The sequence below is a fragment of the Saccharospirillum sp. MSK14-1 genome, from assembly GCF_003054965.1.
In the GTDB taxonomy this organism is placed as follows: domain Bacteria; phylum Pseudomonadota; class Gammaproteobacteria; order Pseudomonadales; family Natronospirillaceae; genus Saccharospirillum.
Genome location: NZ_MIES01000038.1, coordinates 17704 through 42026, shown reverse-complemented (window position 1 = coordinate 42026; position 24323 = coordinate 17704). Strand labels below are relative to the sequence as shown.

Here is a 24323-nt window from a genome sequence, read left to right as displayed (position 1 = left end):
TGACGGGAAACGCTGAACGCCGAGCTAGGTTTTTTACCTATCGAGCGTCTCCCGTCTCCCGTTAAGCATCAAGCAGGCGCCGCGAGGCGCCAACGGCGCCTCAATGCAACTTCAAGCGCGGCCGAATCGCATGATTCAACCGGTCAATTAACGCCAGCATCAAGGTTCGCGTCACGCCGTGCAGCGCCATCTGGTGTTGGCGATAGAGGCTGATGTACACCAGCCTAGCCAGGCGACCTTCAATCATCATCGAACCGCGCGTTAAGTTCCCCATCAACGAACCCACGGTGCTGAATCGGCTTAGGCTGATCAGTGAACCGTGATCTTTGTAGTGATAGTCCACCAGTGGCTTGCCGGCTTTCTGGCGCTTGAGGTTTTTGAAAATGTGGCTGGACATTTGGTGCGCCGATTGTGCGCGTGGCGGCACCCAACTGCCATCGCTTTGCGGGCAGGCGCAGCAATCGCCGAGCGCCCAAATGCGTTCATCGCGGGTGGTTTGCAACGTCTGATTCACCATCAGTTGGTTGTTGCGGGCACTTTCTAAACCAGCCAGGTCTTTCAGAAAATTCGGTGCGCGAACACCGGCGGCCCAGACCATGATGTCGCCGTCGATCATTTCACCTTCGTCGGTTTCCAGTGCGCCCTCGTGGCCGCGAACCACCTTGGTGTTATGGCGTACTTTCACGCCGAGCTTGCTCAGTTCTTTAACCACGGATCCGGCAATGCGATCGGGCAGCGCTGGCAAAATGCGCGGACCAGCCTCAAGCAGGCTGACCTGCAAATGTTCCGGGCCGATGTGGTCGAGGTCGTAGTCCTGCATCACTTTGGCAGCGTTATACAACTCGGCCGACAGCTCCACACCGGTCGCGCCACCGCCCACGATCACCAGTTTCAGCTGCTCGTCGCCACCGGCGGCACGGGCGCGATCTTGCTGCAAAAAGGCGTTGAGCAAACGACGGTGGAAACGTTCAGCCTGGCCCGGCGCATCGAGCATCATGCAATGATCGGCGATGCCGGGAATGCCGAAATCGTTGGTGACACTGCCGAGCGCAAAGATCAGTTGGTCGTAATGCACGCGGCGTTCGTCGAGCACCGTCTGGCCTTCTTCATCGACCAGGGGGGCCAGTATCACCTCACGCCGGTCACGGTCGAGACTGTTAACGCTGCCGAGAGTGAAGTGGAAACCATGCCGCCGGGCATGACCACGGTAATTCACTTCATCGACACCCGCGTCCAATGAACCGGCAGCGACTTCGTGCAGCAGAGGTTTCCAAAGATGGGTGTTGTTGCGATCGATCAGGGTGACGCGTGCCTTGCCTTTGCGTCCCCACAGGCGTCCAAGCCGCGTGGCCAGTTCCAGTCCTCCGGCGCCGCCGCCGATGATGACAATCTGTTCGATGTCGTTGCTCATGGATAGATCCCAAAGTTGTGTAAGAAATCGTTGGCTGGCTGCTCGATCGTTTCAGACGATCTCTTAAGATACGAAGCCAGCGGTGTTCGGATTCAGTCTGACCGGTGTGGCGTAGGCTAACGGCCATTGCCAGCAATCATCAAAAGAACACTTTAACAAGATTGCCGCCAGGGCACGCAAACTGCCCGCGTGGGCAATGATCAAATCGTGCTCGCCAAGTTGAACCGTCTGCGCCCACTCGGCGACGCGGCGGAAAAGCTCGCGTCCGCTTTCACCGCCGGGGATGGGATAATCCAATGGGGCTTGTGCCCAGCTATCGAGGCTGGTGCGATCCACCGCATCCCAGGGCAGCCCTTCCCAATCGCCAAAATTCAATTCGCGCAACGCCGAAACTCGTTCTGCGTTGCTGTCTAAGGTGAATGCCAGTTCAGCGCAGCGTGGTGATGGGCTGGTGAACAGGCGTTGCCAAGGCGCCAGTTTTGAATGGACCCGCTGGGCGGTTTGCGATGGCTCTTCCACCAAGATGGGGTCGCTGTGACCATAACAGAAGCCGGACTCACGCGGTGAGCCGTGGCGTAACAGCTGTGGACTGTTAAACACCGAGTGCCACCCAGACCAATAACAGCAGCAGCTCCTGCAATTGTTGCGCAGCGCCAAGGCAATCGCCGGTATAGCCGTCGAGCCGACGACGGAACCAGCCGACTAAAACGGCGCGCAAAAAGACCGCCAGCAGTAATGCCCAGAGCGCACCTTGCCAAGGTAGAACTGCTATCAACACTAGGGGCAGGGCTGCGATGATCGTTGCACTGAGGCCAAAACGCGTGGCCAATGGTTTGCTTTTGCTGCTGGCATCGGCGCGGGCGTAGTCGAGTGTCCATAGCGTCGATATCGCCCAGAAACGACTCCAGCAGTGTAACAGCGGCAGCAGCCAGAAGGCGGCCATTGGTTCGGCTGTCAATACTTCGAACAGAGCTAAGCCGCGTAAGCCGAGGGTGACGATCAGCGCCGCTGCGCCATAAGTGCCCAGGCGGCTGTCTTTCATAATGGTCAGAGCCGCTTCTTTGCTGAAACCGCCACCGAGGCCATCGAACACATCGGCCAGGCCGTCTTCGTGAAAAGCACCGGTCAGCAGCAAGCTGGCGCCGAGCATTAACCCGACGGCAAGTGCGACGGGTAAAACCAACTGCAAGCCATAAAAGATGACCGCAAGTAGGACGCCGATGATCAGTCCGATCCAGCTGAAATAACGGCTGCCTTGGTTCAGGTGGTCGTCGTTAAACACCACCTTAGGCGGCGCGGGCAAGCGCGTGAAAAACACCCAGGCGTTAAAGAAAGCGTGATACTGACGAGCCAGGGCGGCGATCATTGCGCATCGCTCCGACTGACACCGGCACTGTCGAAACTTGCCATGTTATTAAGCATGGCGAGCGCCGACTGAATCAATGGCCAGGCCAACACCGCGCCTGTGCCTTCACCGAGGCGCAGGTCCAGTTGCAACAAAGGTTTTGCATTCAAGGCGTCGAGTAATGCGCGGTGTCCGCTCTCGTCCGAACAGTGACTGAACAGCGCGTAATCGAGAATCGCCGGCTGATCTTTCCAGAGTGTTGCCAGACTGGCCGTTGCCAGAAAACCATCGACGATAAAGGCGTGACCGGCTTCGGCCGTCGCCGCCATGGCGCTGGCCATCATCGCCAGTTCCAGACCACCGAGATGCTGCATGATGGCGGCGCCATCGGTGAGTTGAGACGGGTGTTTGGCCAGTGCTGAGGTGATGACCTGGATTTTGTGGTGCTGCATCTGTGTCGATGCGCCCGTGCCAGCGCCCACACAATCGGCAGGATGACGGTGCAGGCTGGCGGCCATCAAGGCGGCCGCAGCGGTGGTATTGCCGATGCCCATTTCGCCAAAACTCAGCACATCAGCGCCGCTGGCTAACGACTGGCGCGCGCAATCCGCGCCGGTGGTAATGGCCTGTTCAAACTGAGTCGGCGTCATGGCCGGTTGTGTTGTGAAATCGGCGCTGCCGTTGGCGACGCGTGCCTGAACCAGATTGGGATGATCGGCCAGCGGCTCGCCCGCCAGACCGGCGTCCACGATTTTTAACGGCACCTGATGCTGGTTACAGAATTGATTAATGGCCGCGCCGCCGGCGAGAAAATTCTGCACCATCTGCCGCGTTACTGAACGGGGGTAAGGGCTGACGCCCTGAGCACAGACACCATGATCGGCCGCAAACACCCAATGCTGCAATGTGCTCAGGCGCGGATGGAGGGTGTGCTGAATACGGGCAATCTGGGCGGCGAGGGTTTCCAGCTGCCCCAAGGAACCGGGTGGTTTGGTCAGGTTATCCAGCCGCTGTTGGATGGACATATCGAGATCGGTCGGCAGGGCTTTAATGGCAAATGAATAGGGCATATCAGCGCGCTTTTAAGGTTTGCGGCAGGCCAGCGACGACCCAGGTGACTTCATCGGCCAGTTCGGCAACGGCCTGATGCAACCAACCGGCTTCATCGACAAAACGCCGGCTCAATTCGCCCAGTGGCACGATGCCCTGACTGACTTCATTGCTGACCAGTAACCAGTTGCCCTGGCTGCGTTGCAGCGCATCGAGAAACGCCTGCCGTTGTTGTGGCCAGTCCTCGGTATTCTCCGTCAGCCAGTTACTGAGCCAAAGCGTTAAACAATCGACCAGGACGGTGACGCCGTTTTGGTCAAATTCATGGATGGCAGCGGCCAGTTCGAGTGGAATTTCGTAAGTGTGAAAGCGGCCATTGCGTCCGCTTTGATGATGCGCAATACGCGCCTGCATTTCGGTATCGCCTGCGCGGGCGGTGGCGAGATAAATCAGCGGGTCGGCTTGGGTTAAAGCGCTGCGTTCGGCAAAACGGGATTTACCGGAACGGGCACCACCAAGAATGAAATGTACGGTCATGCAGTTGGCTTCCGAAATGTCCGCACAGCCTAACACAAGGCGTTGGGGGCACGCTGTAGATACGCCGACACACCTTAAGAACGCTCATCGGCGGACCGATGCGACACATTCTCGGACACAGACGACACCTCGGCAGTCAGGTTTTAAGGCCCGTTGCCGACAGACTGATGTCGACCCGTGTTAACAACCAAGGGTAGGGCGTTTTGCGATGCTGCGCCTAATGTCGTTCTGCACTGAGAGGAGAAAGACGATGGACCTGGGTTTTCCGGTTTATACGATCGATGCCAAACAGTTTGAGAGAGTAAAGCCACTTGAACCAACCCCCCTATCGCCCGGCAGCGATGAGGTCAGCCAACGGCCCTCCCAACACTCGACAGTGACCATCACCCGAAGTGGTTACAGTGCCGGACCGGACGAAAAGACCGCGCAGTTTGCCAGCCAATTCGAATCAATGCAGACCTGGATGCAGGATGTTACCCAAACGGCGACGCCATTTATTAAGGCGATGGAGGCGTTGGAGACCAAGGCTGCTTTTGAATTGCCGTGGATGCTGACGCAAGACTGGGAGCTTTCGGTAGACGCCAACAACGAAGTGGTCGTCCTCGGTGAGAATCTGTCGGCCTTTGACATCGATACCATCAAAGAATTCGCCGGAACATTCGATATTGCCGCTAAAGGAGCGGCCATGCGCGACAGCACTCTGAAAGCCATGGAACAGGACCGGGGTCCCTTGATGATGACCCATGGTCTCGGTCGATTTGATCTCACCAAAGATAACTTTCAAGACATTGTTCAGTTGCGTGAGTTAGCGGCGAATACGCCTGCCATTGGCAAGTCGCCCTATAACCCGAACCCGGAAAAAGTCGATTATTTCGGTAGTTTTGTGGCTAAGACGTTAACCAGCCAATTGGAGTTGCGTGCAGAGGTGCGCTACGACGTTCCACCTCCCATCAGCCTGTATATTTAGGCTCGCTGATGAGTCGCACGGCCACAGACTGACGTGCGACTCATCCATCCGGTCAGCGATATTAGTCGCTGAGTTCGACCTAACGTCAGCTCACCACGTCGGCCAGATTACCCTTGGATTCCAGCCAGGTTTTGCGATCGCCCGAGCGTTTTTTGGCGAGCATCATGTCCATGATTTCGCGGGTGGTTTCGGCGTCGTCGATGCGCAGTTGCACCAGGCGGCGGGTGTTCGGGTCCATGGTGGTTTCGCGCAGCTGGATGGGGTTCATTTCACCCAGACCTTTAAAGCGGGTGACCTGCGGTTTGCCTTTTTTCTTCTCCGCCTGGATGCGATCGAGAATGCCGTCGCGTTCGGAATCGTCCAGTGCGTAGTAGGTTTCCTTACCGATATCGACGCGGTACAGCGGCGGCATGGCAACGTGCACGTGGCCATTTTCGACCAGGGTGCGGAAGTGTTTGACAAACAGCGCGCACAGCAAGGTGGCGATGTGCAGGCCGTCGGAGTCGGCGTCGGCGAGGATGCAGACTTTGCCGTAGCGCAGACCTTCGAGGTTGTCGGTGTCCGGGTCGACGCCCAATGCCACTGCAATGTCGTGCACTTCCTGGCTCGCCAGCAGTTCGTTGCTGTCGACTTCCCAGGTGTTCAGAATTTTACCGCGCAGCGGCATGATCGCCTGGAAAGTCCGGTCACGCGCCTGCTTGGCGGAACCGCCGGCCGAGTCACCTTCCACCAGAAACAACTCGGAACGAGCGCTTTCCACGCCGGAGCAGTCGGCCAGTTTGCCGGGCAATGCCGGACCTTGTGTGACCTTTTTACGGGCGACTTTTTTGGCTTGTTTCAGACGTGACTGGGCGTTGTTGATGGCCAGTTCGGCAATCTGATCCGCGAGGTCCGTATGCTGGTTCAGCCACAGTGCGAAGGCGTCTTTCACGATACCCGCGATAAAGGCCGACGCCTGACGCGACGACAGTCGTTCTTTGGTCTGGCCGGAAAACTGCGGATCGCGCAGTTTGTACGACAGCACGTAATGGCATTTGTCCCAGACGTCTTCCGGGCTCAGTTTGACGCCGCGCGGCAGCAAGCCGCGGTAGTCGCAGAATTCACGCAGTGCATCGAGCAAGCCCTGGCGTAACCCATTGACGTGAGTACCGCCCAGCGCAGTGGGAATCAGGTTGACGTAACTTTCCTGAACGCCTTCGCCACCATCGGGCAGCCATTGTACGGCCCAGTCGACGGCTTCTTCTTCGCTGCTGTAAGCGCCGACGAAGGGTTCGGCCGGCAGCGGGTCGTATACCGCAGTGGCGGAATGCAGGTAGTCACGCAGTCCGTCTTCATAGAACCAGTGGTCGGTTTCGTCTTTTTCTTCGTTGTAGAAAGTGATGCTTAAGCCCGGGCAGAGCACGGCCTTGGCGCGCAACACATGACGCAGGCGGCTGACCAGAAATTTGCCGCTGTCGAAATATTTAGGGTCGGGCAGGAAACGCACCGTGGTGCCGGACTCGCGTTTGGGACAGGTACCGATTTCTTCCAGCTCAGAGGCTTTTTCGCCATCGGCAAAGCCCATGCGGTAGATTTTGCCGTTGCGCTTAACGGCCACTTCCAGCAGTTGTGACAGGGCGTTAACCACCGACACACCCACACCGTGCAAACCACCGGAGAACTGGTAGTTCTTGCCAGAGAACTTACCACCTGCGTGCAGACGGGTGAGGATCAACTCGATGCCCGGTACGCCGTGTTCGGGGTGAATGTCGACCGGCATGCCGCGGCCGTTGTCGGCTACCGACAGAGAGTTGTCTTTATAGAGCACCACCTCGATGCTGTTGGCATAACCACCGATGGCTTCGTCGACCGAGTTGTCGATGACTTCCTGGGCCAGGTGGTTGGGGCGGCTGGTATCGGTGTACATGCCCGGGCGCTTGCGCACCGGGTCGAGACCACTGAGTACCTCGATGGCATCGGCCGAATAACTGCTCTGACTCATGTTGCGGTTTGCCTCGTGCAAAAACGGGTTCGGCGCTGGGCCGGGTTGAATAGGCTCAAGGATACTGCCCCGACGCCGCCGGCGTCGAGTTTCGGCTGAAATTTCAGGCAGTTAGATAGGCTTAATAGCCTTTGATGCTGAAGTCGATCTCGAAATCGACGTCTTCGACGCGGGTCAGGCCGGTGTCGATCTGACCATCGGGCTGCAGCTGCAACCAGCGGTAGCCGGGGCCAGCGGTGTCGACATCGAAATCATCCGACTTCGGTGTGAACTGCACGCAGGTTGACGGCGTCGACAGATGGCGAATGTTATTGATCATGCGATCGCTGGCCTGATGCACATGACCCCAGAGCAGACAGCGAACGTTGTTGTGTCGTCCCAGCACCGCCTGCAAATCATCCGGGTTGTCGATGCCGATTTTGTCCATCCACACGCTGCCCATCGGGCAAGGATGATGATGGAAGGTGACCAGAGCGTGTTTGTCGGTGTGCTGGGTGAGCAGTTGATCGAGCAGTGCCAGTTGGTCGTCGGCAAGGCGGCCGTAGACTTTGCCCGGAACCGTGGAGTCGAGCAGAATAACCACCCAGTTTTCGAATTCGTAGTACGGTCGACCAACGGATTCGTGACCTTCAAGCGCCGTTTTCATGTTGTCGACTTTGTCGTGGTTGCCCGCTGTCCAGCGCAGGGGCGCGTTCAGCGGCTGCATCAATTGAATAAAGCGGCGGTAGGCTTCGACCGAGCCATCTTGAGCGATGTCGCCAGTGGCCAGCACTAAGTCGATGTGATTCTGTTCGGCCTGGATGCGTTCAAGAATATGATCCAGACCTTTTTGAGTATTCATGCCCAGCAGAGTGCCGTCCTGGCTGGCGTGCAAATGGGGGTCGGTGATCTGCACAATATTCAGAGTTTGGTGAGTCAAAATCAAAGCCTGAAGTCCGTTCGTTGAGCGTTATTTGTACACCAAAGTAGTGCTAAAAGCGACCTTCTCGCCGCGTTTAAACGACTATTAACTCGATCATGATTTTTTTAGAGCCAGCGTTATTAAGGCGCCGTCCAAGCCGGTTCCGCAATGCCGTGACGTAATAAATGCGCCAGCCATTCACCCAGATAAAAGTTGGCCTGGGCTTTTTCGTCAATCTGATACATCCGCTCGTTGGGGTAAGGGTACACCCCCGACAACTGGCGACCGTTATCCCAACTGACGACTTCGGCCATACGCGCGTCATGATACATGCGGATGGTTAATTGCATGTCCTGAATCGGTTCCGGTAGGGCCGGGTTTGATTTGGTCAGAATCAGCGTGGACGTGAATTTAAAACGCTCGATAACAGCGACTTCCATTTGCACCGGAGCCTCAGCGCTGCCGTACCAGTGAAACCGATACTGGGGCTGATCCAGGTCGCCCAGCAGTTTTTCCAGGCGCAGAAAATTCGCCTCGCTGAGGGCATTCTGTTCTGGCAGGTCCGGTACGTAGCGTTTTGGCATAAAACCCTTATTGGCTCCAGTGTTGGCGTAACCAAGCTTCGTTCAGTTGCAGCCATTGCAACGCAATGAGCGCTGCGGCGTTGTTGATGGTGCCGTCCTGGCAGGCGGCGTAGGCTTGCGCAAAGGGCACCCGCAGCACGCGGATGTCTTCACCTTCTTCATCCAGACCATGCACGCCGGTGGCTGCGCTGGCATCGGCTTCGGCTATATAAAGATAGACGCTTTCGTTGCTGCCGCCGGGCGACGGCAGATAATGCGAGATGGGGTGCAGGCGCCCAAGTTCAACGCCGGCTTCTTCGACGGCTTCACGGCGAGCCACCTCTTCGGGGGATTCGTCTTTGTCGATCAGACCCGCCACCACTTCGAGCAACCAGGGGTTGGGTGTTTTTATGGCGCCGACACGGAATTGTTCGATCAATACCACTTCATTCAGTGCCAGATCGACCAGCAATACGCAGACGGCATCCAGACGATCCATCATTTCCCGGGTGATGGTCTGCTCGCCGCCGTTGAAGCGCTGATGGCTGATGGTCAGCCGATCCATCTGGTAAAAGCCTCGATAGAGTGCATCGCGCTGGTCGATGCGGAACTGGAAATCGTCGGTATCGCGTTTCATGCGGTCCTCAAAGCGGGCGGTGGTTGGAGTGAACGCCTGGGTTTTATACGGCGATGCGGTCAGGGTTGGGCAGTATGACACAGCACCCGTTAGCGGATAAGGCAGGATGTTCGCTTTCCTACAATACTGGGCAGGGCGTGACTTTTGGGGCTGTTTTGCCTTGCCAGGCGCCCCCACAATGTCGACCTATTGGCGTAAAGTCGGGCGCTTAAGCTGCATAAAGCAAGCGGTTGTCCGCATAATGATGCCACCCCATTCATCCTAGCTTTGAAGAGACAGCGTGATGCGTTTACGAACCCTGGCTGGTGCTCTGGCACTGGTTGTTACTTCCGGTGCCTGGGCTCAGGTTTCCCTGATGGATGTCTACCGTCAGGCGTTGGATAAAGACCCCGAAATTGCTGTACAGCGACTCAATCAAGAAAACGCCTCTGTGCAGGTGCAAAGTGGCCTGAGCCGATTGCTGCCGTCTGTGAATGCGCAGGCCGGTTGGAATACCAGCAGCACATGCAGTACCGCCCAGACCGCAGGTGCGGATTACCAGCTGAGCCCGGATTTCGAAAACTGTCAGACGACCTCAGCCAGCATCAGTGTGTCGCAGAATCTGTTTGCGCTGGCAGCGGTTGACGCCTACAGCGCTTTGAAACTGAATGCGTCGCGCGTCGAAATTCAAACCGAGGCCGCGCTGCAAGACTTGATGGTGCGTGTCGCCGAAGCTTACCTGAACGTGCTGCGCGCTCAGGATGCTCGTGACTCCATCGCCGCTCAGTTAGCGGCGGTTGAGCGTCAGTTCGAACAGACCGAACAGCGCTATGAAGTGGGTCTGGTCACCGTGACCGACGTTATGGATGCTCAGGCAACCTTGGATGAAACCCGCGTCGCCTTGATTCAGGCACGCAACAGTGCCAGCACGGCGTTGCAGAATCTGTCCGTGCTGATCGGTGAAACCCCCGACGCTGTCCTGACACTGGGTGATGATCTGCCGGTTGAAATGCCGGATGAAGGCGAGCTGCAAGATTGGATCGATTTTGCGTTGGCCAATCACCCCGACGTGCTGGCCGCCGAGCAAGGCCTGGCCTCAGGTGAGAAAGAGCTGCGCGCGCGTCGCAACAATCGCCTGCCGGTGCTCAGTGCCAATGCCTCGGTGAGCTATCAGGATGATCCGACGGACGGTTTTGATTTTGACGAAAAACTGGGCTCGTCGGTTGGCTTGTCGTTGACCATTCCGTTGTATACCGGCGGCGCGACGTCCTCCGAGATCGTCACCACTGGCCTGAACAACAACATCGCCGAACAGAACCTGGAACTGCTCAAACGTGGCATTACCGTTCAGGTGACCAACCTCTACCATCAGGTGCAAACCGACGTGCAAAACATCCAGGCACAGGCGCAAGTCGTAGCCTCGCGTGAAAGTGCATTGGAAGCGACTCAGGTGGGTTATGAAGTCGGCACCCGTAACATTGTTGAAGTGCTCAATGCCCAACAGGCGCTGTTCCAGGCGCGTCAGGCCTATGCCGATGCGCGTTACAACTATGTGTTTGACCGTCTGCAACTGAAAGAGGCGGCGGGTCAGCTGAGCGAAGCCGATCTGGCTGGTCTGGAGGCTTACCTTGTCCAACCCTGAAACGCTGGTCGTTCATCATCTGGAGTACTCCCGTTCGCACCGGGTGTTGTGGCTGCTCGAAGAGATGGGCCGGTCTTATGAGGTGAAGCGGTACCCCCGCAATGCCTCCTGGCTGGCTCCGAAGGAGCTGCGTGAGGTGCACCCGCTGGGTAAATCGCCGGTGCTGACACTGAATGATCAAACGCTGGCGGAAAGCGGCGCCATTTTGGAGAGCCTGGTTGAGGAAAACCCGGATTGTGGTCTCGGCATTGCGCCGGGCGAATCGGGGCGCAGCGATTACCTCTACTGGCTGCATTACGCCGAAGGCTCGTTGATGCCGCTGATGGTGATGACGGTGGTGTTCCGTAAAATCCCGCAGGGCAAAATGCCATTTTTTATTCGGCCCATCGCGCGGATGATCAGCCAAAAGGCGGTCGAAACCTTTCTGCGCCCTCAGGTAACCACCCATTTGAAGGTGCTGAACGATTGGCTTGGTGGCCGCGATTGGCTCGCGGGTGACAAACTCACCGCGGCCGATATCCAGATGAGCTTTCCACTGGAAGCAGCCGCCAGCCGTTTTGGTCTGAACGACTATCCGGCCATTCAACGCTATCTTGAGCGGCTGCGCGCCCGCCCGGCGTATCAACGTGCGCTGGAAAAAGGCGGTCCGATGACGCCGGCCTGATCGGTTGTCGATGCATAAAAAAATCCCGCCTAAGCGGGATTTTTTTGCCGGTCAATCAGTGCACCAGGCGATATTGCGCCACGGCCTGTGAAATTTCCCGACTGGCGTGTTCCAGCTGATTGCTGTCGTTGATCAGGTCTGTCATATCACGACCGGTTTGCTGAGCGGTATCGTGAATGCGTTCCACGCTGGCGCGAATCGTTTCGGTGGCGTGCTCCTGAATGCGGACAGTGTCGGCTACCGAGCGACTGATCTGATTCATGCCGTTGATGGCTTCGTGAATCAGTTGCAGTGCCCGGCCGGTGTTGTCGATGGTTTCGGTACTGCTGTTGGCTTGTTCAACGCCCTCACGGATAGCGGTCTTAACCCGTTCGGCGTCAGCGCGCAGCTGCTCGATTAAGCCACTGATGCGTAATGTAGATGCCTGAGTTTGCTTGGCCAGACCACGAACTTCACCGGCGACGACGGCAAACCCCCGGCCACTGTCACCCGCGCGAGCCGCTTCGATGGCCGCGTTTAACGCCAGCAAATTGGTTTGTTCAGCGATGGTGTTGATCATGGTGGTAACGTCGCCGACATCGACAATCCTTTGATCCAAATGGCTCAGCAGTTCAGCGGCGTTGTTGATGCTGGTTTTCATCGTCTCAACCGCGGTTCCAGCGGTGGCAATGGTGCTGGCGGTTCCCTGCATTTCTGCACTGGCGCGATCGGATACGGTATTCACCTCATCGCTCTGGCGGGTGATTGCCTTTAACTGATCGTGCAACGCCCGGACCGATTCGGCGATCGCCTGACTGTTGCTTTCCTGTTCGGCCAATCGGGCGCGGGTTTGCTGGTTGAATTCCAGCAAGGCATGAACGCTTTTATCGACTTCCGTCGAGGTCAGTGCCATGCGCCGCATATTGCCTTCGAACTGATCCATCATGGCGTTGAAACAGGCCGCCACTTCACCGGCTTCGCTGCCGATTTCCACGTCGACACGCGTCGACAGATCCTTACTTTCAATAACACCCTGCATGGCGCGCAAGGTGTCTAACCAACTGTTGGATGCGCCGTGTTCAGAGACATTCAGTCCCTGGATTTCGAACGCCTCGGATACGCGCAGCATCTTGGTCGCTTTCAGCGCCAGGAAGAGGATAAAGCCGGTTCCCAACGACCACAGCAAAACCGCGCCGACACCCAGTGCTTGCACGCCCAGCTGTGTCATCACGCTGTGATTAAGATTCTCCACGGGTGCCAGGAAAGCCAATGCCAGCGTGCCCCAGGCACCGGCAAAACCGTGGACAGCCACCGCGCTGACCGGATCGTCCAGCTTACAGACGCGCAGCAGGCACTCGCTGGCAAAGTGAGCGATCAACCCTCCGGTGGCGCCAATGATGACGGCACCCAGGGGATGCAGTACGGCACAACCGGCGGTAACCGCGACCAGACCACCCAGCACGCCGTTCAGAATTAACTCAATGCGAATCACCGGGCTGATCAATCGTCCCAGCACCAGACAGACAGCGCCACCAGCTGCAGCGGCCAGAGTGGTGTTGAACAGAATGCCCGGTACGGCGCTGTCGAACGCCAACTCGCTGCCGCCGTTAAAACCGAACCAGCCAAACCAGAGAATAAACACGCCGAGCGTGGTGAGAAGCAAGTCATGGCCCATCAGCGGGCTGACTTTGCCTTCGGCGGTAAAGCGACCAAAGCGCGGGCCTAATACAATGATGCCCGCCAACGCCAGCCAGGCGCCGGTGGAATGCACGACGGTGGAACCCGCGAAATCGATGAAACCGCGTTGCGCCAGCCAGCCATCGCTGTTCCAGATCCAGTGGCCGACCAATGGGTAAATCAGCGCCGCGATGACCACCGAAATGATCAGGTAGCCGCTGAAATGCATGCGTTCAGCCACGGCGCCGGAGACGATGGTGGCCGCGGTACCGGCGAACATCATCTGGAACAGGAAAAACATAATGTCGAAAGGAGCGTGGTTGTCGCTGAAAAAGAAGTCGCTGCTGCCAAACCAGCCACCAACAGAGCTGCCAAACATCAACGCATAACCGACCATCCAAAAACCGATGACCGATAACAGCAGGTCGGACATGTTTTTGACAGCGACATTAAAACTGTTCTTTTTACGGATCGACCCGGTTTCCAGCAGGCAAAAGCCCGCCTGCATGAAGAACACCAGCACGGCGCTGATGCCAATCCACAACAGGTCCAGTTTGGTATCAATATCCAGCTCAGGCAGGTCCGCGGCCTGAGTTGAAGTGCCGACACCCAGGAGGAATAACAAAGCAGCGAGGTAACGCCAAGGGCGCCTCGGCGAAGAAGGTAGCAGGGAAGCAATAAACATCACTCGTCCTCAAACAACAGGGCGGGTATTCGCGGGTTTGATTAGCGAGCTGCGTATCGTTCGAAAACCCTGTCGTTCTAGTGGACAGTGGTCGGAGAAGATTACTCGACCGGGTTTTCTTTGGACAGTATTTTGGCGATCAATCACTCAACAATTGACCAGCACCCTGCTATCGCCGGAATATTGGCGGGATGTCGCGATAAGATGAGCCGAGAACTCAACGATGCGTCCCAGCCAATACTCTCAACTGTGCGCTCTGGCGCGTCGTCATTTGCCCAATAGCAGCGATGTCGAAGATGTGGTTCAGGAGGCGTATCTGGCCGCATTCGAAGCGGGTCGTGTTGATTTCGAGGCCGTCGAGACACGCCAATGGCTGGTGGGCACCGTGCGCAATAAAGCGCGTATGGCGACTCGTTCCACGGTGCGTCGACAGCAACGAGAAACACTCTGGTCGAACGATGCTTGCGACGTCGCACCGACCGATCAAAACGCGGTGGCAGTCTGGCTCAAGCGATTAAGCCCGGCGCTAAAATCGGTCGCGTTACTGGCACTGTCGGGTCACAGTCGCCGCGAGATTCAGTATCTGCTGGGGCTGACCGATACCAGCTTGCGCCAACGCATCGTCTCACTGAAGCAGCAAGCCCGGCAGGAGGCGATGAGCACACCTGCGGATTTGCCGGGGTTACTGCCCGGCCTGGCGTACGGTCGGATTCGGCAGGCGTTGCTGTCCAAGCTGTTCTATCGCGGCGGTGCGTTGGCCAGTCACGACCCAGATGGCTATCTTTTTGTGATTCGCGGCTCACAAAATCCGGTGTGGCGGCAATAAGGCCATGAACCCACTGCAAGGAAACGACCATGACCTTTAAACCCAAAAGCGCCAGCATCGTCTATTACGTCAGCGATATTGTGCGCACCGAAACGTTCTACAACCAAACCCTGGCACTGGATCTGCAACGCATGGAAGGCGCCGAACCCTTCTGGTTGCAGGGTCAGTTGAGTAACGGCCTGGACCTGATCTTCTTCGAAATGGAGGGCGAACGCGGCAGTAGCCCGGCGGTCGTGTTTGAAGTGGATGACGGTGGCATTGATGACATTGTCGCCGAACTGGCCAACGCCGGGGTCACCATCGTGACACCCGTTTCTGAAGCGCCCGGTGGTTGGAGTGCCGACTTTCTGGACCCGGATGGCTTTGGTCTGGGCCTCTGGCAATCGGGCGAATTACCGCGATCGCTGAAGTCTTAACGAACGACCGGATTGAGCCAGCCCGGGTAGTGATTACCCGAGCTGGCTTTTTTGTTTGACTCGTTCGGTAATCTTCCTCATTATAAATTCGAGAGGTAAATTAAAAATAACAACCTGGTCCTGATCAGGGCCGTCGATACGAGAGGATTCACCATGTCGACCTATTTCAGCGAGATCGAGCCGGTTCGCTACGAAGGCCCAAATTCCGACAACCCTCTGGCCTTCCATCACTACGACGCCGACCGTGTGGTGCTGGGTAAAACCCTGGCCGAACAGCTGCGTTTTGCGGTCTGTTACTGGCACAGCTTCTGTTGGGATGGCGCCGATGTTTTCGGCGAAGGCACCTTCAACCGGCCCTGGCACACTGGCGCCGAACCGATGGCGCTGGCGCATCAGAAAATGGACGTGGCGTTTGAATTTTTCACCAAAGTCGGCGCGCCCTATTGGACGTTCCACGACTACGACATTGCTCCGGAAGGCGACAGCATTCGCGACAGTCGGCGCAATTTCGACGAGATGATTGAGCGCGCCGAAGCCAAGCAAGCTGAGACCGGCATGAAACTGCTTTGGGGCACGGCCAAAAATTTCGGGGCCAAACGGTATATGGCCGGCGCTGCAACGAACCCCAACCCGGAAGTCTTCGCCTATGCGGCGTCACAGGTACAGCATGCGATGGCCGCCACACACCGCCTGGGCGGCGCTAACTATGTGCTGTGGGGCGGCCGTGAAGGGTACGAGACATTGCTCAATACCGATCTTAAACGCGAGCAGGAACAGCTCGGTCGCTTTATGCAGATGGTGGTCGAGTACAAACACAAGATCGGTTTTAGCGGCACCTTGCTGATCGAGCCGAAACCGCAAGAACCGACCAAACATCAGTACGATTACGATTCGGCCACCGTTTTTGGCTTCCTGCAAAAATACGGTTTGGAAAAAGAAATTAAGGTGAACATCGAGGTGAATCACGCCACTCTGGCCGGTCACACCTTTGAGCATGAAGTGGCCACAGCCGCGTCACTCGGTATTCTGGGGTCGGTGGATGCCAACCGCGGCGATCACCAGAACGGCTGGGATACCGATCAGTTCCCGAACTCGGTCGAGGAAATGACGCTCGCTTGCTACCACATCATTCAGGCTGGCGGTTTTACCACCGGCGGTTTTAATTTCGATACCAAACTGCGCCGCACGTCCATCGCACCGAGCGATTTATTTCACGCGCATGTTGGCGCCATGGACGTGTTGGCATTGGCGTTCACCAAGGCCGCCGAACTGGTCGAGCAGAAGACGCTCAGCGATTTTGTCGAGCAACGTTATGCCGGCTGGCAGGGCGATCTGGGTCGTAACATTCTTGACGGCAAATGGGATCTGGAAGCGGTGGCTGATTACGCCGTTGAGCAGAACCTGAAACCGGAGCCGGTATCGAGCCAGCAGGAAATGCTGGAGAACCGGGTGAACCGGGTGATTTATAAGTAAGTCTTTGCTGCACCGGGTTGGATCGTCGGCGCCTGTTGCCGGCGAACCAACCGTTAACGGAAATGTTTTAACGCCAGCGCAATGATGCCTTTGCCGGTCATGTCCAGTGACCAGGGGTAGGGATCGATGTCGGCGCGGCCGATCAGTTCCGGAATCAATGAATCATCAATGCCTTCCACAATACCCGCCTGCATCTGTTCAAACGCGCGTACGCCCGGGCCGGTCACAACCACCTTTTGCGGACTCAGTAACGCCAGGATGTTCGCAATGCCAAACCCCAGTGCTTTGCCGGCCTGATGAAATAAGCGACTGGCAGCGGCATCACCGTCGACGGCCAGCTGGGTGAGTCGGCCCATCTGTTTTTCCGATGGGTGACGGCGGTCGGTGGCGGGCAGATCCATCACTGCACTGGCGTCTCGATAGAGCGCGTAATCGGCGACATACGCTTCGATGCAACCGCGTTTGCCACAGGCGCATTGCGGGCCTTCGTGACTGAATTTGGTGTGACCGAATTCGGCAGCGGCACCAAAGTGACCGCTGTAGAGTTCGCCACCGACGATCAAACCACCGCCCACACCGTAGCCGATCATGATGACCGCGAAGTCGCGGCAATCGGCGTAGTCGGGTTGTTTGTGAATGGCGTAGGCGATGCAATTGGCGTCGTTGGCCAGCTCCACCGGGCAGTTAAACGCTTCTTCCAGCGCCCGGGTCAGGTTGACGTGACGCATGTTCAACGCCGGGCTCCACACCACATCGCCCGCATGGACGTCGACAAAGCCCTGAATGGCAATGCCCAGGCTGACCAGGCGTTGTGCCTGCTCGGGATAGTCGGCCATAAAGCGTTGCGCCTGGCTGACCAGCATCTCATTTAACGACGCCTGATCATGGGCCTGAGTTTTCGCAGTCACCACGCTTTCGGCCAGGATGTTGCCTTTTAGGTCGCCGAGCATCAGCCGGATTTCATTGATCGACAGCTTGATACCCAGCACACAGGCGTGATTCGGGTTCAGGTCGATCAACACGCGTGGACGGCCACGCCCGGTGCTGGGTGTTGGGGCATTCACTTCTTCAATGACGCCTTCGCCAGCCAATTCAGAGGTGATCGCGGTCACCGTCGCCGGACTCAGCTTGGTAATACGGCCAATATCGACGCGGGCCACAGGGCCGAAAACGCGCAGGGCGTTGATGATGTCGACGCGGTTAGCGGCGCGGATTTGTTCGGTGTCGGTCTTCTTCATGCAGCCGGCTCTGACTCTGTTCGGACAAGTCCGCCAGTTTAGGGTTTCGATACTTTTTAGTCGACTCTCGAAAATATTTTGACATCGCGAAGGCGGTTGTGGTCTATTTAGTTTGAGACGTAAATTTAGTGGCAAAGACCGCTAAGTCCCGGAGCGTCGCCAGACGCTGCCTTGGTAAAACAAAGACAAAAAACCAAGAGGACCCAACCATGACTCGCCTCAAGACCCTGCTGCCAGCCTCGTTGGCGGCGCTCAGCCTGACTGCCGCCGCTGTTGGTGTGCAAGCAGACGACGTTGTTAATGTGTTGCACAACCAACAAGACGAAAAAATCCGCGCCGCCTGGGAAGAGATCCGTCAGGATTTTGAAGCCCAGCACCCGGACATTCAGGTTAATCTGGAATTCCAGGACGATTCGGCGATGAAGCAACGCCTGCCGACGCTGCTGCAATCGTCAGCTAAACCGCATCTGTACTGGAGTTTTGGCGGTGCCAACTACCGCACCCGTGCCACCTCCGGTCTGCTGGCGGACATTACCGACCAGGCCGATGGCCTGCGGGAGAACATTTCGCCCGGAGCCTTATCGGCCTTTGAAATTGACGGCCGTCTCTATGGCGCGCCGTATCGACTGGCTCAGGTCGGTTTCTGGTACAACAAACGGCTGTTTGAAGAAGCCGGTGTCTCGGCGGACGACATCGAAACCTGGGATGATTTCCTGGCCGTCGTTCAGGACATTAAAGACGCTGGCATCACCCCGATCGCCGCCGGTGGTGGTGAACGCTGGCCGCTGCACTTTTACTGGACCTATCTGGCCATGCGCATTGGCGGACAGGACTTGTTCAACGACATTCTCGCCGACGAAGCCAGCTTCGATAACCCCGCCTATGTTCGCGCCGGTGAAGAGTTGCAACGCCTGGCCGATCTGGATCCGTTCCAGCCCGGTTATCTGGGCGCCAAGTACAACGAAGCGGCCAACGTCTTTGGCAATCACCAGGCGGCTATTCATCTGATGGGTGAGTGGGATATTGGCGTGCAGCGTTCGGAAAGCGAAAGCGGCGAGGGCGTCAATGACGATGATCTGGGTTACTTCAGCTTCCCGGCGGTTTCCGGTGGTGATGGCGACCCCAGTGCTACCCTGGGGGGGGTGGATGGCTGGGCCTTTACCGAAGGCAACGGCACCGATGCCGCGGTTGAATGGCTGACCTTCTTCTTGTCGCCGGAAAATCAGGCCAAACTGGCCGAGCAGGACATCATCATTCCGGTCGCGCGTGGCGCTGAAAGCGCGGTGCAAAACCCGCACATGAAGGTCATTGCCGAAAACATCGCGCGTTCATCCTGGCATCAGGTGTTCTGGGACCAGGCTCTGGGCGCCGATGTCGGTGGTGTGATCAACGACATTTCTGCCGAACTGACCTCCGGTGATGAAGACCCAGAAGGTGCGGTTGAACGCATTCAGGAAGCCTGGGATTTCCGCTGAACAGTCGATAATCCAATCGGCTTTGATACCGCCGTTATGCCTGTGAATGCATAATGGCTAAACAATAAAAATAACCGGCGTTGTCTGGGGGTTAGCTCAGCAGGCAACGACCGGTCGCGTTACTTAGGTCATCGTAATGAGCACCCAGACTTTGCCGTCTCAAGCATCCAGCTGGCGTCAACGACTGAACAGTTGGTTTTATCGCAATAACTCCGGCGGTCGACTGACAACGCTGTTGTTGTTTTTGCCGCCGGCGCTGACGGTATTTACGCTCTTTGTTATTTTGCCCATCAGCGAATCCGGCGTTTATTCGTTCTTCCGGTGGAACGGTTTTACCGAACTGTCCGAAGGCGGACGCTGGGTTGGCTTGCGCAATTTTGCGCAGATGCTGCAACACGATGTGTTTCATGTTGCGGTGTGGAATACGCTGAAAATTGTACTGATTTCTCTGGCCATTCAACTGCCGCTGGCCATGGCTGTAGCGCTTGCGGTGGCATCAAAAAGCCGGGTCAATAATCTGTTCCGGCTGATCTTTTTTCTGCCTTTTATTCTTGCTGACGTCGTCGCCGGTTTGATCTGGCGGTTTATCTACGACGGCGGAACCGGTTTAGTCGCTGCCGTTACCAGCGCCTTCAATATGGAAGCCTTCTATCCGCTGGCGGATTCCGATTGGGCGTTCAATGCCATTTTAGTGGTGGTGATCTGGAAGTACTTTGGTTACCACATGATGATCTACATCGCCGGGTTGCAAGGCATTTCCGACGACATGATTGAAGCCGCCAAGCTCGATGGCGCCAGCCCCTGGAAGATCATCATCAAGGTCAAACTGCCGCTGATCTGGCCGGCGATTCGCTTATCCATTTTCTTCAGCGTCATTGGTGCTTTGCAGTTTTTCGAGATGGCGATGCCCCTGGTGCAATCCGGTGGCCCGGGTGGCTCGGCGCACACCATCGTTACCTATTTATATGAGTTCGGCATCGTGCGTACGCGCGTCGGTTTTGGCAGTGCCGTTGCGGTGGTGCTGTTTCTGGCCTGCGCGGTATTTGCTTTCAGTTATCAGCGCTTTGTGATGCGCCAGCGCGACTAGGAGATTGTGATGACCGAAAATACTCAACTCGAAATCGGTTATTCAGCGCGCATCGCACGTTGGGGGTTGATGGCGATTACCGCCGCCTTTGTGCTGTTGCCGTTCTGGATTACCGTGCTTGGTGGTTTTAAAACTCAGGGCGAACTGCGCGCCAATCCGCTCGGTTTACCCGAGGTCTGGCAGACCAGTGCTTACTGGGATATTCTGATCAGTCCGAATACTTGGCGCATGCTGGGCAACTCCGTTCTGATCACCGGCTTTACCGTGGCGTTGGTGTTAATACTGGCATCGATGCTGGCGTTCACCTTTTCGCACATCAAATTCGCCGGCCGTCACTATCTGTATTCCTACGTCATTCTGGGCATGATGTTTCCCGGCGCCACCGCCATTCTGCCACTATTTATTAAGATCCGGGATCTGGGTCTGCTTGATACGTATGCCGGTGTCATTCTGCCGCAGGTGGCGTTTGGGCTGGCGATGAGTGTGCTGTTATTTCGCACTTTTTTTGAACAATTACCCAAAGATTTATTTGAAGCCGCGTTGGTCGATGGCTGTGGTTATGGCCGCTTTTTCTGGCGCATTGTGATTCCGCTGTCGCAACCGATTCTGGCGACGGTCGGCGTGTTTGTGTTGGTGCAAAGTTGGAATAATTACATCTTCCCGCTGATCATGCTGAACGATTCGTCGGTCTATCCCTGGCCGTTGGGTCTGATGGAATTTCGTGGTCAATACGGCGCGGAATGGAACCGCATTCTGGCCTACATCACCATCACCATTTTGCCAGCGGTGGTGTTCTTTTTATTCGCGCAAAAATACATCGTTGCCGGTTTAACCGGTGGCGCTGTTAAGGGTTAGTGGGGCTTCGATGAGTACTGATATTCATATCCAAAATCCGATTCTGCCAGGCTTTAATCCGGATCCGTCCATTTGCCGGGTGGGGTCGGATTATTACATCGCCACGTCCACCTTTGAATGGTATCCCGGGGTGCAGATTCACCATTCAACTGACCTGGTGAATTGGACCTTGGTAGCGCGCCCACTGAACAGGCCGGAGCTGCTCGATATGCGCGGCAATCCGGATTCCTGTGGCGTTTGGGCACCGTGCCTGACGTACAGCGAGGGTGTGTTTTATCTGGTTTATACCGACGTAAAACGCCACAGCGGCGACGCCAAAGATGCGCACAATTACATTACGACGTGTGCCACCATCGATGGTGATTGGAGTGCCCCGGTTTATGTGAATTCCAGCGGCTTTGATCCGTCGCTGTTTCACGACGATGACGGCCGCAAATGGTTCGTCAATATGCTGTGGGATTACCGGCCGGACAAGCCGTCGTTCGGTGGCATCGTGTTGCAGCAATTAGACACTGAGACGCTGCGGCCCTTTGGTCCGGTGCGCACAATTTTTCATGGCAGCAAGCTGGGCATGGAAGAGGGGCCGCATCTGTATAAACGCGATGGGTATTATTATTTGCTCACCGCCGAAGGGGGCACCGAATACGATCATGCCTGCACGCTGGCGCGGTCGCGCAATATCGATGGCCCTTATGAGCTGCATCCGCTGACGCACATCACCACCGCGCGCACGAACTCAGAGGCGCACTTGCAACGCGCCGGTCATGGCGACTGGGTAGAAACACCGGCAGGCGAGACCTTTTTAGTACATCTGTGCAGCCGGCCGTTACGCAATCGTGGTCGCAGTCCTTTAGGGCGGGAGACCGCTATTCAGCGTCTGGAATGGCGTGACGATGGCTGGCCCTGGCCGCTGGACGATGACCCGACACCCAGAGTGGCGGTTGTTCCACCCAAGGGTGTGAACGTGAAACAGGCTCCGCAACCGCGAGATGAATACAACGATTTTTCCAGTGCAGAATTGCCCATGGCCTTTCAATGGTTGCGTACGCCATACCCCGACCAGTTGTTCAGCCTGACGCAGCGCCCGGGTTATCTGCGTCTTTTTGGTCGCGAGTCGCTGGGCAGTTTGTTTCGCTCGGCGCTGGTGGCGCGCAGACAACAGGCCCATCGCTTCACCGCAACCACCACGCTCGAATTTGAGCCGGAGCATTTTCAGCAAATGGCGGGTTTGGTGTGCTACTACAACTCGCGCAAATATCACTATTTATATGTAAGTTTCGACGAGCAGCTGGGTCGTTGTTTGGCGGTGATGAGCTGTCAGGGTGACAGCAATGGCCATGCACTGTATCCGCTTTGTGATTCGCCCATTGCTTTGCCGTCGGGGCCAGTTGCGCTTCGCGCCGAGGTGCATGACGAGCACCTGTATTTCTCCTATGCCGTGGCCGGCGATGAATGGCAGCTGCTGCCTTTTAAACTTGAGCATTCCTGGCTCAGCGATGAAGCAGGTACCGGGGCCGGCAATAACTTTACCGGCGCCTTCGTCGGAATGGCCGCTCAGGATTTGGCCGGCACGGCGCGTGTCGCCGACTTTGCGGATTTTCATTATCAGGAGCACAGCTAACGCCGACTGAGGATTTTCGTTCGTCCTGCGGTGCCCCCTGGCCCGGTTTGTCTTGGAAGACGACCGGGTCTTTTTTATTCGCCTCCGGAATAAAAAATCACTAAAACAGTGCGAAAAACAACCTAATACCAAAGTATTCGGCCTTTCTATTGACTGTCGTGGTCTTTTTCGAGAAGAATAAATTCGCGTAATAAAAATAATATCGAAGTTCTCCTTCGATGGCTGTAGCGCAATAACAACAACAACGCAGACAAGCTAGGAGCAATTCATGAAACGTACGCTGATCGCACTCGGCCTGAGTGTTTGTGCCCTTCCTGCCCTTGCCCACGACATCACCGTTGGCGTGTCCTGGTCCAACTTTCAGGAAGAACGCTGGAAAACCGACGAAGCTGCCATTAAAGGTGCGCTCGATCGCCTCGGTGCTGACTACATTTCTGCCGATGCGCAATCGTCGGCCGCCAAGCAGTTAACCGACGTGGAAAGCCTGATCGCCAACGGCGCCGATGCGCTGATCATTCTGGCGCAGGATTCCAGCGCCATTGGACCGGCCGTTCAAGCCGCTGCCGATGAAGGCATTCCGGTGGTTGGTTACGACCGTCTTATTGAAAACCCGGATGCGTTTTACCTGACTTTCGACAACCGCGAAGTTGGCCGACTGCAGGCGCGCGCGGTGTTTGAGCAGCAACCAACGGGTAACTATGTATTTATCAAAGGCTCGCCTGCCGATCCCAATGCGGATTTCCTGCACGCCGGTCAATTGGATGTGCTGCAAGGTGCGATCGACAGTGGCGCCATACGTACTGTCGGTGAGGCTTATACCGACGGTTGGATTCCCGCCAATGCGCAACGCAACATGGAACAGTTTCTGACCGCTAACGATAACGCGGTGGATGCGGTGGTTGCGTCCAATGATGGCACTGCCGGTGGCGTGGTATCCGCGTTATCGGCACAGGGGCTGGATGGCGTTGTGCCTGTTTCCGGTCAGGATGGTGACCACGCGGCACTGAACCGCATTGCGCTGGGCACTCAAACCGTCTCGGTGTGGAAAGACGCTCGTGAGCTGGGCAAAGCCGCCGCCAACATCGCCTTTCTGATGGCCAGCGGTACGCCGCTGGACGACATTCCCGGCGCGACCACCTGGAGTGATGGCCCCAATGGTGTGGCCATGAACGCCATCTTCCTGGCGCCGCTGCCGATCACCCGCGATAACCTCAATGAAGTGATCGACGCGGGTTGGGTTGATCGTGCCACCGTCTGTCAGGGCGTTCCGTCCGGTCAGGTCGCTGTCTGTAACTGAGATTTGAATGAGCCGGG

At 56.7% G+C, this 24323-nt stretch carries 22 protein-coding genes; 11 read left to right on the top strand and 11 right to left on the bottom strand.

Annotated features, from left to right (window positions below):
- Positions 1-100: 100 nt before the first annotated feature.
- The 5 genes from BGP77_RS17420 to cobU form a co-directional block, all read right to left on the bottom strand.
- Positions 101-1411, bottom strand: coding sequence for an NAD(P)/FAD-dependent oxidoreductase (locus tag BGP77_RS17420; protein ID WP_108166062.1), 1311 nt, complete (start codon positions 1409-1411; stop codon positions 101-103).
- Between the two features lie 63 nt (positions 1412-1474).
- Entirely contained in the window at positions 1475-2011 is a 537-nt protein-coding gene (locus BGP77_RS17415) for a histidine phosphatase family protein (protein ID WP_158269421.1), read from the bottom strand.
- Positions 2004-2777: an adenosylcobinamide-GDP ribazoletransferase gene (gene cobS / locus BGP77_RS17410; RefSeq protein ID WP_108166060.1), complete on the bottom strand. Its 774-nt coding sequence runs from the start codon at positions 2775-2777 to the stop codon at positions 2004-2006. Before cobS ends, BGP77_RS17415 begins: the two co-directional genes overlap by 8 nt.
- Positions 2774-3826, bottom strand: coding sequence for a nicotinate-nucleotide--dimethylbenzimidazole phosphoribosyltransferase (cobT, locus tag BGP77_RS17405; RefSeq protein ID WP_108166059.1), 1053 nt, complete (start codon positions 3824-3826; stop codon positions 2774-2776). The genes cobS and cobT overlap by 4 nt, the downstream gene beginning before the upstream one ends.
- A 1-nt stretch (position 3827) precedes the next feature.
- Positions 3828-4343 (bottom strand): bifunctional adenosylcobinamide kinase/adenosylcobinamide-phosphate guanylyltransferase, encoded by a 516-nt coding sequence (cobU, locus tag BGP77_RS17400; protein WP_108166058.1) that lies wholly within the window; start codon positions 4341-4343, stop codon positions 3828-3830.
- Between the two features lie 208 nt (positions 4344-4551).
- Between cobU and BGP77_RS17395 the strand changes: the two genes are divergently transcribed.
- Positions 4552-5310, top strand: coding sequence for a hypothetical protein (locus BGP77_RS17395; RefSeq protein ID WP_146171282.1), 759 nt, complete (start codon positions 4552-4554; stop codon positions 5308-5310).
- A gap of 85 nt (positions 5311-5395) precedes the next feature.
- Here the strand turns inward: BGP77_RS17395 and parE are convergent, their stop codons facing one another.
- From parE to BGP77_RS17375, 4 genes are all read right to left on the bottom strand, one after another.
- Positions 5396-7291 (bottom strand): DNA topoisomerase IV subunit B, encoded by a 1896-nt coding sequence (gene parE, locus BGP77_RS17390; RefSeq protein WP_108166056.1) that lies wholly within the window; start codon positions 7289-7291, stop codon positions 5396-5398.
- Between the two features lie 121 nt (positions 7292-7412).
- Entirely contained in the window at positions 7413-8210 is a 798-nt protein-coding gene (cpdA, locus tag BGP77_RS17385) for a 3',5'-cyclic-AMP phosphodiesterase (RefSeq protein ID WP_233252409.1), read from the bottom strand.
- Between the two features lie 122 nt (positions 8211-8332).
- A complete protein-coding gene (locus BGP77_RS17380) occupies positions 8333-8776 on the bottom strand; it encodes a DUF1249 domain-containing protein (RefSeq protein WP_108166054.1) in 444 nt (147 codons plus the stop codon).
- Positions 8777-8783: 7 nt separating this feature from the next.
- Entirely contained in the window at positions 8784-9392 is a 609-nt protein-coding gene (locus BGP77_RS17375; RefSeq protein WP_108166053.1) for an NUDIX domain-containing protein, read from the bottom strand.
- Between the two features lie 283 nt (positions 9393-9675).
- Between BGP77_RS17375 and BGP77_RS17370 the strand changes: the two genes are divergently transcribed.
- Both BGP77_RS17370 and BGP77_RS17365 read left to right on the top strand, forming a co-directional pair.
- Positions 9676-11013 carry a TolC family outer membrane protein gene (locus tag BGP77_RS17370; RefSeq protein ID WP_108166052.1) on the top strand — a complete coding sequence of 446 codons (1338 nt, stop codon included), beginning with the start codon at positions 9676-9678 and terminating at the stop codon, positions 11011-11013.
- Positions 11000-11677, top strand: a complete 678-nt coding sequence (locus BGP77_RS17365; protein WP_108166051.1) for a glutathione S-transferase — start codon at positions 11000-11002, stop codon at positions 11675-11677. Before BGP77_RS17370 ends, BGP77_RS17365 begins: the two co-directional genes overlap by 14 nt.
- A 55-nt stretch (positions 11678-11732) precedes the next feature.
- Here BGP77_RS17365 and amt read toward each other — a convergent pair whose 3' ends face one another.
- Entirely contained in the window at positions 11733-14018 is a 2286-nt protein-coding gene (amt, locus tag BGP77_RS17360) for an ammonium transporter (protein WP_108166050.1), read from the bottom strand.
- 223 nt (positions 14019-14241) lie between these two features.
- On the opposite strand from amt, the gene BGP77_RS17355 reads away from it, so the two are divergent.
- The 3 genes from BGP77_RS17355 (at position 14242) to xylA (ending at position 16733) form a co-directional block, all read left to right on the top strand.
- Positions 14242-14844, top strand: a complete 603-nt coding sequence (locus BGP77_RS17355) for an RNA polymerase sigma factor (RefSeq protein ID WP_108166049.1) — start codon at positions 14242-14244, stop codon at positions 14842-14844.
- A 29-nt stretch (positions 14845-14873) separates the two neighbouring features.
- Complete coding sequence (locus BGP77_RS17350; RefSeq protein WP_108166048.1) at positions 14874-15260, top strand: VOC family protein; 387 nt, start codon at positions 14874-14876, stop codon at positions 15258-15260.
- A 153-nt stretch (positions 15261-15413) separates the two neighbouring features.
- Complete coding sequence (xylA, locus tag BGP77_RS17345; protein WP_108166047.1) at positions 15414-16733, top strand: xylose isomerase; 1320 nt, start codon at positions 15414-15416, stop codon at positions 16731-16733.
- Between the two features lie 53 nt (positions 16734-16786).
- On the opposite strand, the gene BGP77_RS17340 is transcribed toward xylA, so the two are convergent.
- Complete coding sequence (locus BGP77_RS17340) at positions 16787-17971, bottom strand: ROK family protein (RefSeq protein WP_108166046.1); 1185 nt, start codon at positions 17969-17971, stop codon at positions 16787-16789.
- Positions 17972-18180: 209 nt separating this feature from the next.
- Between BGP77_RS17340 and BGP77_RS17335 the strand changes: the two genes are divergently transcribed.
- From BGP77_RS17335 to xylF, 5 genes are all read left to right on the top strand, one after another.
- Positions 18181-19446, top strand: coding sequence for an extracellular solute-binding protein (locus BGP77_RS17335; RefSeq protein ID WP_108166045.1), 1266 nt, complete (start codon positions 18181-18183; stop codon positions 19444-19446).
- A gap of 136 nt (positions 19447-19582) precedes the next feature.
- Positions 19583-20533, top strand: coding sequence for a carbohydrate ABC transporter permease (locus BGP77_RS17330; RefSeq protein ID WP_108166044.1), 951 nt, complete (start codon positions 19583-19585; stop codon positions 20531-20533).
- Positions 20534-20542: 9 nt separating this feature from the next.
- Positions 20543-21388 (top strand): carbohydrate ABC transporter permease, encoded by an 846-nt coding sequence (locus tag BGP77_RS17325; RefSeq protein WP_108166043.1) that lies wholly within the window; start codon positions 20543-20545, stop codon positions 21386-21388.
- A 10-nt stretch (positions 21389-21398) separates the two neighbouring features.
- On the top strand, positions 21399-23009 hold the full coding sequence (locus BGP77_RS17320) for a glycoside hydrolase family 43 protein (RefSeq protein ID WP_108166042.1): 1611 nt from the start codon (positions 21399-21401) through the stop codon (positions 23007-23009).
- A gap of 268 nt (positions 23010-23277) precedes the next feature.
- The gene (gene xylF, locus BGP77_RS17315) at positions 23278-24306 is read left to right on the top strand and encodes a D-xylose ABC transporter substrate-binding protein (protein ID WP_108166041.1); all 1029 of its coding nucleotides are present in this window, start codon (positions 23278-23280) and stop codon (positions 24304-24306) included.
- The last annotated feature ends 17 nt before the right edge of the window (positions 24307-24323 follow it).